The 13,907-nt window shown below is 67.7% G+C and carries 17 protein-coding genes; 9 read left to right on the top strand and 8 right to left on the bottom strand.

Features of this window, described 5'->3' with window-relative positions; all coding sequences use genetic code 11:
• Positions 1-132: 132 nt before the first annotated feature.
• A complete protein-coding gene (locus IPK85_05475; GenBank protein MBK8246833.1) occupies positions 133-348 on the bottom strand; it encodes a hypothetical protein in 216 nt (71 codons plus the stop codon).
• A complete protein-coding gene (locus IPK85_05470; GenBank protein ID MBK8246832.1) occupies positions 329-802 on the bottom strand; it encodes a PIN domain protein in 474 nt (157 codons plus the stop codon). The genes IPK85_05475 and IPK85_05470 overlap by 20 nt, the downstream gene beginning before the upstream one ends.
• 265 nt (positions 803-1,067) lie before the next feature.
• On the opposite strand from IPK85_05470, the gene IPK85_05465 reads away from it, so the two are divergent.
• From IPK85_05465 to IPK85_05450, 4 genes are read left to right on the top strand one after another with little or no spacing between them, the layout of a single operon-like run.
• Complete coding sequence (locus IPK85_05465; protein MBK8246831.1) at positions 1,068-1,274, top strand: type II toxin-antitoxin system HicB family antitoxin; 207 nt, start codon at positions 1,068-1,070, stop codon at positions 1,272-1,274.
• 15 nt (positions 1,275-1,289) lie between these two features.
• The gene (locus IPK85_05460) at positions 1,290-1,580 is read left to right on the top strand and encodes a HigA family addiction module antidote protein (protein ID MBK8246830.1); all 291 of its coding nucleotides are present in this window, start codon (positions 1,290-1,292) and stop codon (positions 1,578-1,580) included.
• Between the two features lie 24 nt (positions 1,581-1,604).
• Entirely contained in the window at positions 1,605-1,844 is a 240-nt protein-coding gene (locus IPK85_05455; GenBank protein MBK8246829.1) for a hypothetical protein, read from the top strand.
• On the top strand, positions 1,813-2,577 hold the full coding sequence (locus tag IPK85_05450; protein MBK8246828.1) for a peptidylprolyl isomerase: 765 nt from the start codon (positions 1,813-1,815) through the stop codon (positions 2,575-2,577). The genes IPK85_05455 and IPK85_05450 overlap by 32 nt, the downstream gene beginning before the upstream one ends.
• Positions 2,578-2,615: 38 nt before the next feature.
• Here IPK85_05450 and IPK85_05445 read toward each other — a convergent pair whose 3' ends face one another.
• From IPK85_05445 to IPK85_05425, 5 genes are all read right to left on the bottom strand, one after another.
• Positions 2,616-4,196, bottom strand: coding sequence for a GMC family oxidoreductase (locus IPK85_05445; protein MBK8246827.1), 1,581 nt, complete (start codon positions 4,194-4,196; stop codon positions 2,616-2,618).
• 5 nt (positions 4,197-4,201) lie between these two features.
• Positions 4,202-4,759: a hypothetical protein gene (locus tag IPK85_05440; GenBank protein ID MBK8246826.1), complete on the bottom strand. Its 558-nt coding sequence runs from the start codon at positions 4,757-4,759 to the stop codon at positions 4,202-4,204.
• A gap of 102 nt (positions 4,760-4,861) precedes the next feature.
• Positions 4,862-5,398 carry a hypothetical protein gene (locus IPK85_05435; protein ID MBK8246825.1) on the bottom strand — a complete coding sequence of 179 codons (537 nt, stop codon included), beginning with the start codon at positions 5,396-5,398 and terminating at the stop codon, positions 4,862-4,864.
• A 180-nt stretch (positions 5,399-5,578) separates the two neighbouring features.
• The gene (locus IPK85_05430; GenBank protein MBK8246824.1) at positions 5,579-6,094 is read right to left on the bottom strand and encodes a hypothetical protein; all 516 of its coding nucleotides are present in this window, start codon (positions 6,092-6,094) and stop codon (positions 5,579-5,581) included.
• Positions 6,095-6,168: 74 nt separating this feature from the next.
• Positions 6,169-7,083 carry an exo-alpha-sialidase gene (locus IPK85_05425; protein ID MBK8246823.1) on the bottom strand — a complete coding sequence of 305 codons (915 nt, stop codon included), beginning with the start codon at positions 7,081-7,083 and terminating at the stop codon, positions 6,169-6,171.
• 91 nt (positions 7,084-7,174) lie between these two features.
• Here IPK85_05425 and IPK85_05420 point away from each other — a divergent pair, with 91 nt between their 5' ends.
• The 4 genes from IPK85_05420 (at position 7,175) to IPK85_05405 (ending at position 10,905) form a co-directional block, all read left to right on the top strand.
• Positions 7,175-8,137, top strand: a complete 963-nt coding sequence (locus IPK85_05420; protein ID MBK8246822.1) for a DUF885 family protein — start codon at positions 7,175-7,177, stop codon at positions 8,135-8,137.
• A 5-nt stretch (positions 8,138-8,142) separates the two neighbouring features.
• A complete protein-coding gene (locus IPK85_05415; GenBank protein MBK8246821.1) occupies positions 8,143-8,850 on the top strand; it encodes a hypothetical protein in 708 nt (235 codons plus the stop codon).
• A gap of 107 nt (positions 8,851-8,957) precedes the next feature.
• Positions 8,958-9,335: a hypothetical protein gene (locus IPK85_05410; GenBank protein ID MBK8246820.1), complete on the top strand. Its 378-nt coding sequence runs from the start codon at positions 8,958-8,960 to the stop codon at positions 9,333-9,335.
• Between the two features lie 76 nt (positions 9,336-9,411).
• Positions 9,412-10,905, top strand: a complete 1,494-nt coding sequence (locus IPK85_05405; GenBank protein ID MBK8246819.1) for a calcineurin-like phosphoesterase family protein — start codon at positions 9,412-9,414, stop codon at positions 10,903-10,905.
• Between the two features lie 54 nt (positions 10,906-10,959).
• On the opposite strand, the gene IPK85_05400 is transcribed toward IPK85_05405, so the two are convergent.
• Positions 10,960-11,529, bottom strand: a complete 570-nt coding sequence (locus IPK85_05400; protein MBK8246818.1) for an outer membrane beta-barrel protein — start codon at positions 11,527-11,529, stop codon at positions 10,960-10,962.
• Positions 11,530-11,723: 194 nt separating this feature from the next.
• Here IPK85_05400 and IPK85_05395 point away from each other — a divergent pair, with 194 nt between their 5' ends.
• A complete protein-coding gene (locus IPK85_05395; GenBank protein MBK8246817.1) occupies positions 11,724-13,640 on the top strand; it encodes an ABC transporter ATP-binding protein in 1,917 nt (638 codons plus the stop codon).
• Positions 13,641-13,907 lie beyond the last annotated feature (267 nt).

Here is a 13,907-nt window from a genome sequence, read left to right as displayed (position 1 = left end):
CCGGTTTGCACCTGACCGAGGGGCCGGCGAGGCGGTAAGGGTCCTTGCGCCATACGGACCGCGGCGGAGTGGCGGGAGCCGTCCTCTTTAGCTGCGCGAGCACGCCGATCACATGCCTGTGCCCAGGGGCCGCTACTTGTTGGGCGCGGTGCTCCCGGAGACCGCCTCGGTCGGAGGGATCACGCCAGCAGCGCGGTCCGCTATCTCCTGCAGCAAGGCGTCAGCGGACAGGGTTGCCGTTTCGCTGTACATCTGATCACGCACACCTCGCACCCAGGTGACCGCGTCCAACACCGGGGCCTCGCTCGCGGGCGGCCACGGCTGCTCCTCACTCGGCTTCCAGCCCATACGTTGCGACCTCCCTCGGAGAGTGAATGGCGATGGCCTTGTAGCCCGCCTCCAGGTTCACGGCATTGAATACTCGAATCTTGTCGAATCGGACGATGTGCCGAAAGTTCCAACTCACGAGGATGTCGGTATTGGCGACGCTCGCGAGCGCTATGTGCAGCAGGTCATTCTGGAACCGCGCGGGTAGCACCCCGTGGGACGCATAGCGACCGGCCAGCTCGACGACTTCCGGCGTGGTGGTGAGGGGCGGGTCAGCCAGGCCCAACAGCTCATTGAACAGCTCGCGAACCATGGGAGGAGCCATGGCGAGTTCCGCCGCCACCAGGTCGGAGACGACCGGTCGGAACCTTTGGGCCCGAAAATCCTCCACGAGCGCGCGTGACCACGTGGCAAACTCCCGATCGAAGCAGCCGCCGATGACGGACGTGTCCAGGTAGATGCGAGCGACAGGCATGGATGAATGTTACCTCTCCGGGGGAAGGAATTCACTCCTGAGTCGAGAACGCCGGCAGATGCAGGGTTCAAGCCCACTTTCGGCGGATCGGTGTGGGCTTGCCGCAACGATCGGGTCCGCCATACTACGGGGATGAGAACTGCCAACTCCCTGCCGGATGCCGAGTTCCTCGCGGCGGAGGGCGAGGCGAAGTGTGCCCGGAAATCCCGCGGCCAGCTCTACGCTGAGGGCCTCCTCGGCAGCGTTCGGTGACCGGGAGGGTCCGATGAAACTCATCATCGACGTCGAGGCCGAAGCCGACGGCCGCTGGCTGGCGGAGGTGCCGACGTTGCCTGGTGTCCTGACCTATGGGCATACCCGGAATGACGCTGTTGAGCGGGTGCAGGCGTTGGCCCTTCGGGTCCTCGCGGAGAAGAGGGAGCACGGGGCGGCGGTCCCAGAGTTGGTGGACTTGTCTTTCCAGGTTGCTTGAATGTCAGGGACAGCAATGATGCCCGTGACCCCTGGGCAGCTGTTGCTCGAGGAATTCCTCGTGCCGATGGAGCTGTCCCAGTATCGGCTCGCCAAGGAAATCGGCGTGCCGGCCCAACGCATTGGCGAGATCATCGCAGGGCGTCGAGCCGTGACCGCCGATACGGACCTGCGGCTGTGCCGCTTCTTTGGCCTGTCCAACGGCTACTGGTTGCGGGCGCAGGCGGCGTACGACACCGAGGTCGCCGCACGGGCGCTTGCCCCGGTGCTCCGTCGGATTCGTCCGTGGACGGGAAGCGCGGCGTAGCGCCGAGCAAGGAGCGCCGCCACTATGCCGAAAGCCTCGAAGCCATCCACTCGCAAGTCGACCCCGACCCCGACCCCGACGCAGGGCCGGGCTGACCTTGCCCGTCTCCGCCGGCTCACCGATGCGGAGATTGCCAGGACGTCACCGGCTGAACTGCGAGACTTTCCTGCCGACTTCTGGGAGGAGGCGCGTGTGGTCATGCCCGTCACGAAGGGGGCGAATTCGATCAACCATGGCCCGCGATCGACGAGTGAAGCCGACTGACCGCTCTGGCGTCATCGTCGGGAGAAGCGCGACGCTCAACTGGGCGCTGCCTCGGGGGACGAGGTTCCGCCCCCTGTGGGCCTTTGGGCTCGCGGCCGTTGCAGCGTGTGCGACGCCGGGCGGGCGAACTGCGCCAATCCTGCTGGATCCCGCGAGCGCCGAGTGGACGCGGCCCGCACCGCCGGTCTCCCACCTGAGATTCGAGACCACGAAAGGGGCCTTCGTGCTGGAGCTGCATCGCGACTGGGGACCGATCGGCGCGGATCGCCTCTACAACCTCGCCCGGCTGGGCTACTACAACGACACGCGATTTCACCGGGTGCGCGCCGGATACATCGCGCAGTTCGGGTTGCACGGGGACTCCGCGGTGAACGCGGTGTGGAAGGGACGCTACCTCAAGGACGACCCCCCGCGCTCCACCAACAAACGCGGCACGTTCGCCTTCTCATATGAAGGGCCCGGGCGCGAGCACACGCGCAACACGCAGATCTACATCAATCTTGCCGACAACCCGCGCAACGACGTGGAGCCGTTCACGGTGCTGGGGACGGTGGTGCAGGGGATGGAGGTCGTGGACGCGCTGTATTCAGGATACGGCGAAGAGTCCGGCGGCGGGGTGCGCCAGGGACGTCAGGGGCCGCTCGAGCGTGGGGGCAACGCGTTCATGGACCGTGAGTATCCACGCCTGGACCGGATCCGGCGCGTGACGGTCGCGGCCGCACCGGGTCGTTAGGAATCCTCAGCGCCCGCCGATCAGCGTCCCACGGCGCATCACATCGTCGCTGCCAGATGCGCCGCGCTCCGCAGTGTGAGTCCCGCGAAGGTGATGGTTCCGTTCGTGCACCCACCGGTCGGGAGGGTCGGCGCGCCAACGACGAACAGGTTGGGGTGGTCGTGCGTTCGCCCGAAACTGTCGCACACGCTCGCCGCCGGGTTGCTGCCCATGCGGCACCCGCCGGCTGGATGGTCCTGGTAGTCGGCGACGGACACCGAGAGGACACGCCCACCGCCCGAGCGCGCCATACCGTCGTAGATGCCGCGGATGCGCGACTGGGTCGCCGGCTCGCGGGCCTCGCTGGCTTCGTCCAGCCGGTGGACGATACGGGGCGTGGGATCGCCGTGGCGATTCCTCGTGCCCGTGTCGAGCGTGAGGCGGCTGTCGCGCGAGGGATGCGTGTCGGAGTACATGCGCACGCGGGCCACGCCCTTTGCGGCCCGTGCACTCCAGTCGCGCAGGAGGTCGTCGCCAAAGAGCACCTCGCCGCCCTCGCCCCGGAGACGCGGACGCCGTCCCGACTCGCTCTCGAAGATCTGGACGTCGAATCGGGCATAGGGACCATCGGTCGGACAACGGAAGTGCTGCCGGGAGATGAGCGGGTACGGCGCGTTCATCCCGGGATAGAGCTTCTCGTTCAGCTCAATGTTGGCGGTGGTGAACCGGTGGCCCGTCATGAACCGCCCCACCGTGTCCGACCGGTTGGCCAGGCCACCGGGGAAACGGGAGTTCGCGGAGAGCAGGAGCAGGTGTGGACTCCAGGCGTATCCGGCAGCAAGGACGAAGGTCCGTGCGCGGTACTCGACCGGTTCCTCGGGACGCTCGGCGTGGTAGCCTAACGCGGCCACGATGTCGTGGCGGGTCTCGTGCATCACGAGGCGACGGACCAGGACACGGTCGTGCAGCGTGATGCGTCGGCTCGCCAGCAGCTTCTTGAAGGTGTAGTCGGGGGAGTAGCGGGCGCCGGTCGGGCACACCGTGCAGGTGTTGCAGCGCCGGCACTGGGCGCGGCCGTCGAAGGGAATGGTGTTGCGCGCCACCGGGCAGCCGTAGAACGGCAGCCCCGCGGTCTCCGCCCAGGCCTTGATGCGCTCGAGGTTGTACGTGAGCGGCATCGGGGGCATGGGATACGGTGATGAGCGCGCGTCCTCGGGATGGGGCGATGGTTCACCGGCCACACCAATGCGCCGTTCGGCGTCGCTGAGCCAGGGTTCGAGCTCAGACCAGGACAGGGGCCAGTCTTCCGCCAGCCCGTACATCGACCGGAGGCGGAGGTCCTCCGCGGAGAAGCGGTTGGCATGCCCCTGCCAATGCATCGCGGAGCCGCCGACGGCCATGGTGCGACTGATGACCCCCTCGCCCCCCTGGTCTTCGATGAAATCGCCCGGCCACTGGTTCTCGTCGTAGGCAAGCGACCGTCGGCGATACTCGAGTCGGTTCTCCGCATCGAAGAGCCGCCGACCCGCCTCGACGACAACCACGCTGAGCTGGGGCGCCTGCTCCGAGAGCACCTCAGCCAGCAGCGCTGCGGAAATGCCACCCCCGATCACGCAGACGTCCGTCTCGACACGGCGCATGGGGCTCACTTCTTCACCAGTGGTGGCGGGACCTGGGCCGACGACTCGAGGGTGCGGCAGCGGTCCTTCCCGATGGCGGCCTGGTAGGCCAGGTCGTGTGCCGCGGGGCTCGCAAACCAGAAGGACATGAAGTCGGCGACCACGTGCTCGCCCCGTGGGACGGTGGTCAGGTCGTTGATCCCTGCACGTTGCAGCTCCACGGCGAGCTGCTGGCGCCGCACCGCGAGGTCATCGGACGCGAGTGCGCCGGCGGCCAGCGCCTGCAGCTGCCGCTGGAAGAGGGCCGCGGGTGAGGCGCCCTTGTACCGCACGCGGGGACTGCCATACCCGGGGGACATCTCCGCGCCAGCGCGGTAGCCCGCCACCCAGTCGGCGAATTCCGCCGCCACCTCGTCAGTACCCGCCCTGCCTAACGACGACGGGAGCACGGTCGCCGCGAGCGTGCGCAGCGTGCCCTCCTGCAATCCCGGAAAGGCGGCCCCGAGGGCCCATGCCCGCACCCGTGGGATCGGGACGATCGCCGCGAGGCCAAGGGCGGACTGGATGAGCGTTCGACGTCGCATGTGCCCCGGGAGTGACGGCGGACCGACTCGCGTTCAGCGGCGTCGGGACGTTACGGGCGCGATTGGGGGCCCGCAAGGCGCGGGGCGGGGCGCGAAGCTCCGTTAGCCAGTCAGCGGAAAGATGCCTGCGAGGTCCTTGCTCAATCGCGCCTGCTCATCGTTCGAGAGCACCCGCACCTCTTCGCCGAGGTCGGCGGCGTTGACCAGGACGAGTTCGAGGCGCCACCATCCGTCTTCGTATGGCATGACGAGATAGTGCCGAAGGTCGGGATTGTCGAGTGCACTGTCATTGAGCACCAGGACTGCCGCAGTCCCGTCAGGCCAGCCGACGATGCGGTGTACCGCGCCGCGCACCTCCCACGGCCCCTTCAGCTGAAAGAGCGCAGGCACGACCGCCATCGTCTCGGACACCACACGCCGGGTGACGACTCCCGCGATCCGGGTGAGCGCCGCGGTGCTGACCGACACCATCTGTGACGTGTCGACCGCACGGGGCCCGTCGAGCGGCAGAAAGCCTGGTGTCGGCGTGTAGTCGGGGAGGTCCACCAGCGGCCGCCACCAACTGGACTTTACCCTGCGGAGACTGGCCAGCACGGCCATGCCAGTCTCATTGGCGTACTCCTCACGCGACAGGCACACGCACAGATGCTTCCCGCCGGAGGATTCGCCGGGCAGCACGATGTGGTGCAGAAATACGTCTCCCGCTTTGGGGGTGGCCAATGCAGATCAGATCTGGGCGAACGTCACGGCGTGCTCTGGACACCTCGATAGTGCAGCCGCGAGGCGGCCGCCATCAATTCTGCGCCGGCAAGAAGGGCCCTATCTGCGAGTCCGAAGCAGGCGTTGCACGATCCCCGGGCGCCGTCGCACGACGTAGACAGTACCAGCCAGGACGGCGAGCGTGTTTGCCGCCGCGATCGACCACCAGGGCAACACGTCCCGAATGGGAGCGCTCACCCACCCGACCACCACAACGGTCGCGACGTAACCGCCAACGACGAGAAGCAGCATCGAGAAGCGACGAGATGGCTCGCGGTCGGCAATGCCAACAAGGCGCATCACCACGACCCCGATGCCGAGTGACAACGCCAGGTGCAACGCGTTGTATCCCTCGATCACGCGGGTGTCCAACGGCACGGGCCGCGCCAGCTCGGCGGCGTCGCGTATGCCATGAAAGACGGAACGGCCGAGGAGGTTCACGGTGTGGAACGGGCCCCGCGCGGCGATGAGGTCAAAGGCGTTGTAGAACGCGGCGACGACCACGAAGGCGATCAGGCCGAGCATCAGGCCGTCGCGCAGGTCGCTCTCGGTGCGGGGGGCGGTGGGAGTGGGCATGGACCGCGGCTATTGTACCGCCCCGGGGTGCCATCGCGCGACAGGGGAACTCCGACAACCCCCACGCCCCACGGTCATCCGGACTTGAAGACGAACCAACCGGCACCGGCGACGAGCGAGGGATCGCATACGATTGGACGGCCGTTGAACCCGGGGCCGATCACGGTCGCCTCGCGGGTCCACGAACGACCGGCGTCGGTCGAACGGTAACTCACGATCCCGCCGGCGCAGACGTACAGGCGCACCGAACCATCCGGGGCGAGGGCGAGCTCGGGGACGCCGCCGAAGCCAAGGGTGGTGTCGCGTGTGTAGACCACGCCGTCGGTGGAGCGGGCGATGATGGTCTGCTGGCCGCGTGAAATCGCCATCAGCCAGTTGCCATCACTGAGTGCGAGTTGCGAGGGATCGGTGAGCAACTCGCTGGACGCGAAGGTCAACGCAGCCCCACGAGACGTGAACGACACGCCATCCAGCGACTCGGCGATGCACATGGCCCGCTGCTGGTCAGGCGTCGGAGGCCCAAATCCCCCGAAGAATGCCAGACGAATGCGCCCATCAGGCAGGAGAACAGCATCAGGGTCCACGACGCCGGTGGGGGCGGTGACGCCGTTGAGGACGATGGGGCCGATGGCCTGGAGCGAGTCGCCGGTGAGACGCGCGACCCAGGTGGCGCCGCCGCTCGCGCCGTTGACGTAGTAGATGAGGACGTCTCCGTTGCGCAGGCGCACGCCGTCGGGGACCGACCCATGGTCGATCACGATCCGCGCGCCGGAGAGGGTGGTCCCGTTGGTGGTGCGGGCGATCGCGACCTGGTGAAAAAACGGCCCGTTCTGGTCGCGGAGCGGGGCAGTGCCGGCGGATGTGGTCGGGAAACACGCTGCCGCCAGTTGGGGGCTGGGCTGAGGGGTCGGCACCACGGTCGGCGGCTCGCCGGTCTCGTTACCGCAGGCGCAGAGGGAGGCCAGCGAGAGCGCGCAGAGAAGTCGCATGGCACGAACATGCGCCGAACGCGCGCCGCGTCAACCGATGGCCGGCACCGGCCCCCACCTGTACTTTCCCCGTGCCCCCACCGTCCATCCCATGCGATTCCGGTCCTTCCTTCACGCCAGTCTTGCGCTCGTCGCCGTCCCGGTGATGGCCGCGGCACAGAGCCGTACTTACCCAACGCTCCTCACGCTATTCAATGAATGGCGCACCTTTGAGGACGCGCCGCGCCTGGCCAGCGGGATCCCGGACTACTCCACGGCGACCAACGTCAGGCGCCTGGCCGGGCTCAAGCGTCTCCAGGCCAGGCTGCGCGCGATCGACACCACGGGGTGGACGATCAAGGAGCAGGTCGACGCGCATCTGGTCCGGGCCGAGATGAACGGGATGGAGTACTTCCTGACCGTGCTCAAGCCGTGGAACCGCGATCCGGCGTATTACGTCTCGGTGGTCACGGACGAAAGCGATACGCCGGACAAGGAAGGGCCGATCATCCATGGGGCGATCCGGCTCTACAACTATCCCATTTGGCCGCGCACGCGGCTCGACACGTCCAAGGCGCTGACGAGCGAGCAGGCGGCGGATCTCGCGGCGAAGCTGCGCACGATCCCGCCGTTGCTGCAGGCCGCGCGTAGGAACCTGGCGACGGCGAACGCGAAGGACATCTGGAACGGCTCGTTCCGCGCGTTCGAGGAACAGAGCGAGGCGTTGCACGAACTCGGCAACAAGGTCGGGAACTCGGATGCGTCGTTGGCGAGCGCGATCACCGCCGCCCGCACGGCGTCGGACGAGTTCTCCGCCTGGCTCAAGGCCGAAGGGCCAAAGAAGACGGGGCCGTCTGGGATCGGGAAGGCGAACTACACGTGGTACCTGCGCAACGTGTTGTTGGTCCCGTTCAGCTGGGAGGACGAGGTGACGATCACGCGTCGCGAGCTGGCGCGGGCGCACACGTCGCTGCGGTTGGAGGAAACACGCAATCGTGGTCTGCCGGACCTGCCCGTAGCCAACAGTCCTGCGAGTACGACGCGCTGCAGAACCGGGCGATCCCGAAGTACCTGAAGTTCGTGCAGGACAAGCAGATGTTGACCTTTGAGCCGTGGATGGAGCGCGCGCTGCGCGAACGCACGGCGGGCTTTGCGCCGGAAGCCTCGCGCAACTTCTTCATGCAGGCGACGCAGCGTGACCCGATCCCCCTGTGGACGCACCTCTACCACTGGTGGGACAACATGCGGATCCGTGTGGCACCGCATCACAGCCCGATTCGCAAGTCCGCGCTGCGCTATAACGTCTGGATGAGCCGTGCCGAGGGGATGGCGACGGCGATGGAAGAGTGGATGATGCAGGCCGGGTTGTACGACGATTCGCCGCGGTCACGCGAGATTGTCTGGATCATGTTGATGAACCGCGCGGCGCGCGGGCTCGGCAACCTGTACGCGCACTCCAACGAGCTGGACATGGAGAAGGCGGGGGACATCCACGTGAACTGGACGCCGCGCGGCTGGATGCGTCGCGACCCGCTGCTGGGCTTTGAGCAGCACTTGTACCTGCGGCAGCCTGGGTACGGGGCGAGTTACATCACCGGCGGTCGGCTGATGGAGGAGACGATCGCGTTGCGGGCGCGGCAGCTCGGCGACCGGTTCACCATGAAGCAGGTGATGGACGAGATCAATGCGGCGGGGATGATCCCGGTGTCGATGATCTATTGGGAAGTCACCGGCGACGACCGGATGGTGCGGGAGTTGAGGGAGGGGCGGCCGCTGCCGGTACGGTAGTCGCGCGGGCGCTTCATCGGAACTTCATGGACTCTTCATCGCGGCCCCATGGTCTTCACCGATCATGGGGCAGACGTTTTGGGGGAACATCTCCAGTGGAGGAGTGCATGCGAGGATTGCTCACGTCCTGCTTTCTGCTGGCCGCTTCGGCCGCCGGCGCCCAGGGACAGCGCCAGGCGCCGTGGCAACGGCTCCCATCCGACGCCATTGTTGCACGGATCGATAGCACGGGCCAGGTGACGGTGAACCGGCAACCCGTATCGTCATCGTCGCTCGATACCCTGTTCGTCAGGATCTACTCGCCGCGCCCTGACAAGACGTTGTTCCTGCAAATGGCCGCCGGTGCCCCGGACAGCACTCGGCGTCGGGTGCACCGCGTGGCGGCTGGCGCAGGCGTGACGATCATCCCGCTTCCGGACGATCGGTCGCGAGCCCCGGGTGTCCGATCGGACGCGCGGGCTGGACGCAGCTCACTACGCTCGTGACCGCCGCGTGACGAGGTAGCTGCTGCGGGGCGGCTTGGAACGGATAACGTTGGGAGTCCGATACCGGAGAGTCGCGATGACCAACCGACGCGAATTCCTGCAACGTGGGGCCGCGGCCGGGCTCCTGCTCTCGCTGCCTGAGCTGCTCCTGGCCGATCCGTATCGTCCGTGGACGACCGTGCGGCCCGTGGTGCGACCTGTGCGGTTGCGCGGGCGGGTGACGGCCGGCGGGCGCGGCGTGGCTGGCGCGCGGGTGACCGATGGGCGACAGGTCGTGCGCGTGGACGGGGACGGGCGGTTCGACTTCGCGAGTACCGACACGCAGCGCTGGCTGAGTGTGTGCCCCCCGCGAGGCTTCGAGCTGCCGATCGGGCCAAAAGGAATACTGCAGCTTCATGCGCCGATCGTTACGGGCAACGAGGTCGTGCACGAGTTCCAGCTGACGCCGCGCGCGCAGTCTGACGAGCGACATGCCATGCTGGTGCTCGCGGATCCGCAGACGCAGGACACCCATGAAATGCAGCGGATGCACGGGGAGACCGTGCCGGACGTGATCGCGACCCGGCGCGCGATCGGGAACGACCTCCCGGTGTTCGGCGTGACCTGCGGCGACATCATGTTCGACGACCTCGCCCTGTACCCTGAGTATGAGCGCGCCGTGACGCGCATGGGGGTCCCGTTCGCGCAGGTGGTGGGAAACCACGACCTCGACCAGGGGGCCGGGACGACCGAAGGATCCGTGCAAACCTTCGAACGGCACTTCGGGCCGTCGCACTACAGCTTTGATGTCGGGGCAGTGCACTACCAGGTGCTGAACGACGTCTTCTGGCACGGGGCCGGCTACATCGGGTACCTCACGGAAGAGCAACTCGCCTGGGTGGCGGCGGACCTCGCCTTTGTGGAGCCGGGCCGGCGGGTGGTGGTGCTGACCCACATCCCGCTGGAGAGCACGCAGTACCTGCGCAACGACGAAGCGCGGCCGGGTCCCGGGGGGTCGATGACAAACCGCGAGGCGCTGTACCGTCTCTACGAGGGGCACCGCGTGCACATTGTGGCCGGGCACACGCATGAGAGCGAACATCGGCTCAGTGGCAAGGTCCATGAGCATGTCGCGGGCGCGGTCTGCGGTGCCTGGTGGAGTGGTGACATCTGCCACGATGGGACGCCGAACGGGTACGCGGTGTATGAGGTGAGCGGCGAAGAGGTGCGCTGGCGGTACAAGGCGACCGGGCAGGACGCGTCGCAGCAGTTGCGGTTGTATGCGCCGGGGGCGGATCCCACCGCAGCGGGTGACCTGGTGGCCAACGCCTGGGACTGGGACCCGAGCTGGGTGGTCCGGTGGTTCGAGGATGGCGAGCCCCGCGGGCTGATGTCCCAACGCCGCGGGCTCGACCCGATGGCGGTCAAGCTGCACAGCGGGCCGGAGCTGCCGCCGCGGCGTCCGTGGGTCAACCCGATCCGGACGAACCACCTGTTCTACGGGGCGGCAAGTCCAACAGCGCGCAGCTGGCGTGTGGAGGCGACGGACGGGGTGGGGCGACGATACGCGGCGGAGCTGCGGCGCGGCTGAACGACGAAGGCGACCGGCACCCAACCTGACAGGCGGCCGCCTTCGGGCAGGAGCCTAACGCAAGAAGAACGCGTCGATGCCAAAGCGGATGCCGATGGCGGTCGCATCCGCGTCGAAGGGCCCGCTCCCCTGCGTGAACTTCGACGCGAACGCTTCGGCGACGATGCCGACCTGGCGAGAGATCATGAAGTCGACGCCGAGGACGCCCTCGAACTCGCGCGCGGTGTTGCTCACATCTTGGCCGGTCGGCGACTCGCTGGTGGAGCGCTGGGCCCGAAAGGCAGCGCCGATGTAGGGAAGCGCCGAACGTCCCGCGGGAGCGAGGTAGTAGCGGATCGCGGGTCCGACGCCGATTCCGCTGGAGGACCGGCCGCCGCTGGCGCTGCGTCCCAGGCTCAGGTCACCGCCGACGCCGAGCCGATGCGCGACGAAGAAGAGGGCGCGCGGGTTCAGGAAGATGTTCGATGACGACACCTCGGTGGTGCCGGTTTCGCTGGTCGTGCGGGTGATGGCCGCGGAGCCGCCGACCAACACGCTGCCCTTCTCGGTCGCGCGGGTGGATTGAGCCTGCAAGGAGAGTACGCTGCCGGCGAGGAGCACGGCGACAGAAAGGGAGCGCAGCATGAGCGGACGCCTTGGTGGATGGTGGCGGTGCCGGCTGCCAACCCGCCGGACCGTTCACACGATAGGGTGAGACGGCCGGCGCCACCTGACAGGTCGTGACGAGTGGTGCGGACGGCGCCGCAGGGGGTGATTCCGTAGCACGATCGGCACGGTGGGCCGCCGGTCGGTATGTTGGTGGTCCCCCTCCCCTACACGTGAAGCGGCTCGAGTCCTCCCGGCAGCGCTACCGCCAGTTCGTAGACGACTTCAAGCATCGTCGTCTGGACGCCATCGCCGACGCGGCGGATCATCGACGTCCGTCGTCGGAGGGCGAAGCGGCGGAGCCCGGAAAGGGGATGCTCCGCGGCAAGCGCAAGCAATACCTGCGCGAGTACCTGCGGTGGCTGCGCCCACATCGTGCGCCGCTCGGGCTGGTGTTCTTCCTCGCCCTGTTGGTGGCCGCCGGCGAAATGATCGAGCCGCTCTTCATGCGGTTCATCATCGACAAGGTCCTGCTGAATGAGGCGATGGAACAGGCGGAGAAACTCTCGCGCCTGCACCTCACCGGCGGCCTCTTCCTCGGCGTGGTTATCGTCATCAACCTGCTGCGGATCACCAAGGACTACCGCCAGCGGTTGCTCAACACCCGCGTGATCCTTGGCCTGAGGAAGGCGCTGTACGATCGGCTGCTGCACCTGCCGCTGCCGCAGGTGTGGGAGATGAAGACCGGCGGGATCCTGTCGCGCTTGACGGGCGATGTGGAGACAACCACCGGGTTGCTGCAGATGGCGGTGATCTCGCCGTCGCTGTCAGTCATTCGGTTGATCATCGCGATCGGCGTGCTGATGAGCCTCAACTGGCGCCTGGCGATGATGGCGATGGCGGTCATCCCGGGCGCGATGCTCATCAGCTTCATCTCGGCGCGACGCATTCGGCCGATCTATCGCACGGTGCGCAAGGATGTCGAAGTGATCGACGGTCGCGTGGGCGAGGCCTTTGGCGGGCTGCGGGTGGTGCGCGCGTTTGGCGGCGAGGCGCGCGAGCTGCTCGACTACCTGCGCGGGCGACACACGGTGATGCGCAAGGAATTGTTTGCGCACCGGCGCGAATTGCTGCTCTGGACCTCGTGGGGACTGCTCACGGCGTCGGTGAACGTGATCATCCTGTGGTACGGCGGCTACCTCACGGCGATGGGGCGCGCGTCGATTGGCGACATCATGGCGTTCCAGTGGTACACGTTCCTGCTGATGAACCCGGTGTGGAACATCGTGAACTCGTTCTCGGAGACGCAGCGGTCGCTGGCGGCGATGGAGCGGGTCTTCGAGGTGTTGGCGATGGAGCCGGACAAGCCGGATCGGCCCGGGGCGATCGAGGCGCCGACGACGGTGCGCGAGTTGGCGCTGGAGGGGGTGACGTTCGAGTACCGGGAAGGGCGGCCGGTGGTGCGCGACGTGAACGTCGTGGTGCCGGGCGGCTCGGTCGTGGCCCTTGTGGGGCGCAGCGGCGCAGGAAAAACCACGGTCACCGATCTCGTCGCGCGCTTCCACGACCCGACGCGTGGTCGCATCCTGTTAAATGGGATCGACCTGCGCGACCTCAAGCTCTCCAGTTACCGGCAGCGGCTGGCCATCGTGCAGCAGGATGTCTTCCTGTTCGACGGGACGGTGCGGGACAACATCGCCTATGCGCGCCATGACGCGACGGACGCCGAGGTGGTGGATGCAGCGCGGCTGGCCAATGCGCACGAGTTCATCATGCGACTGCCGGACGGTTACGAGACGATGGTCGGGGAGCGCGGGGTCAAGCTGTCTGGCGGACAACAGCAGCGCCTGGCGATCGCGCGCGCGTTTCTCGCGCGCCCGCAGATCCTGATTCTCGATGAGGCGACGAGTAACCTGGATACGGAGAGCGAGCAGTTGATCCAGGCCGCGATGGGAACACTACTCGCTGGTCGAACGACCTTCATGATCGCGCATCGGTTGAGCACCGTGCGCAAGGCCGACCTGATTCTCCTGATGGAGGAGGGGGTCGTGACCGAGCGGGGGACGCACGAGGAGCTGATGGCCCTCGGTGGTACCTATCGCGAGATGGTCGACCGGCAGATGGCGTCCCACTCGGATGTGATGGAGTGAGACTTCCCGCGTTGTTGCGCGAGGGTCGTACCCGTGTCGGAGGTGCGCCTGCTCGGGCCGCCCCCCGTGGGGCCGGGGGGCCCCGGCCCCCCCCGCCGGGGGGCGCGGGGGCCCCCCCCGGGGCCCCGGGCCCGGGGGCCCCGGGCCCCCGGCCCCCCGCCCCCCCCCCCGGGGCCGCCCCGCGGCGGCGGGGGGGGGCGCCCCCCCCCCGCCCCCCCCCCCCCCCCCCCCCCCCCCCCCCCCCCCCCCCCCCCCCGGGCCCCCCGC

The organism is Gemmatimonadota bacterium, assembly GCA_016712265.1.
In the GTDB taxonomy this organism is placed as follows: Bacteria; Gemmatimonadota; Gemmatimonadetes; order Gemmatimonadales; family Gemmatimonadaceae; genus RBC101.
Note: the sequence above shows the minus strand (reverse complement) of the source record. Positions and strands in the feature narration are given on the sequence as shown.

Coding starts and splice junctions, on each gene's coding strand:
- IPK85_05450 (MBK8246828.1), top strand. CDS start 1,813: ATGGCCCGCGATCGACGAGTGAAGCCGACTGACCGCTCTGGCGTCATC.
- IPK85_05400 (MBK8246818.1), bottom strand. CDS start 11,529: ATGCTGCGCTCCCTTTCTGTCGCCGTGCTCCTCGCCGGCAGCGTACTC.
- IPK85_05460 (MBK8246830.1), top strand. CDS start 1,290: ATGATGCCCGTGACCCCTGGGCAGCTGTTGCTCGAGGAATTCCTCGTG.
- IPK85_05425 (MBK8246823.1), bottom strand. CDS start 7,083: ATGCGACTTCTCTGCGCGCTCTCGCTGGCCTCCCTCTGCGCCTGCGGT.
- IPK85_05440 (MBK8246826.1), bottom strand. CDS start 4,759: ATGCGACGTCGAACGCTCATCCAGTCCGCCCTTGGCCTCGCGGCGATC.
- IPK85_05475 (MBK8246833.1), bottom strand. CDS start 348: ATGGGCTGGAAGCCGAGTGAGGAGCAGCCGTGGCCGCCCGCGAGCGAG.
- IPK85_05410 (MBK8246820.1), top strand. CDS start 8,958: ATGCGAGGATTGCTCACGTCCTGCTTTCTGCTGGCCGCTTCGGCCGCC.
- IPK85_05430 (MBK8246824.1), bottom strand. CDS start 6,094: ATGCCCACTCCCACCGCCCCCCGCACCGAGAGCGACCTGCGCGACGGC.
- IPK85_05405 (MBK8246819.1), top strand. CDS start 9,412: ATGACCAACCGACGCGAATTCCTGCAACGTGGGGCCGCGGCCGGGCTC.
- IPK85_05455 (MBK8246829.1), top strand. CDS start 1,605: ATGCCGAAAGCCTCGAAGCCATCCACTCGCAAGTCGACCCCGACCCCG.
- IPK85_05445 (MBK8246827.1), bottom strand. CDS start 4,196: ATGCGCCGTGTCGAGACGGACGTCTGCGTGATCGGGGGTGGCATTTCC.
- IPK85_05420 (MBK8246822.1), top strand. CDS start 7,175: ATGCGATTCCGGTCCTTCCTTCACGCCAGTCTTGCGCTCGTCGCCGTC.
- IPK85_05465 (MBK8246831.1), top strand. CDS start 1,068: ATGAAACTCATCATCGACGTCGAGGCCGAAGCCGACGGCCGCTGGCTG.
- IPK85_05470 (MBK8246832.1), bottom strand. CDS start 802: ATGCCTGTCGCTCGCATCTACCTGGACACGTCCGTCATCGGCGGCTGC.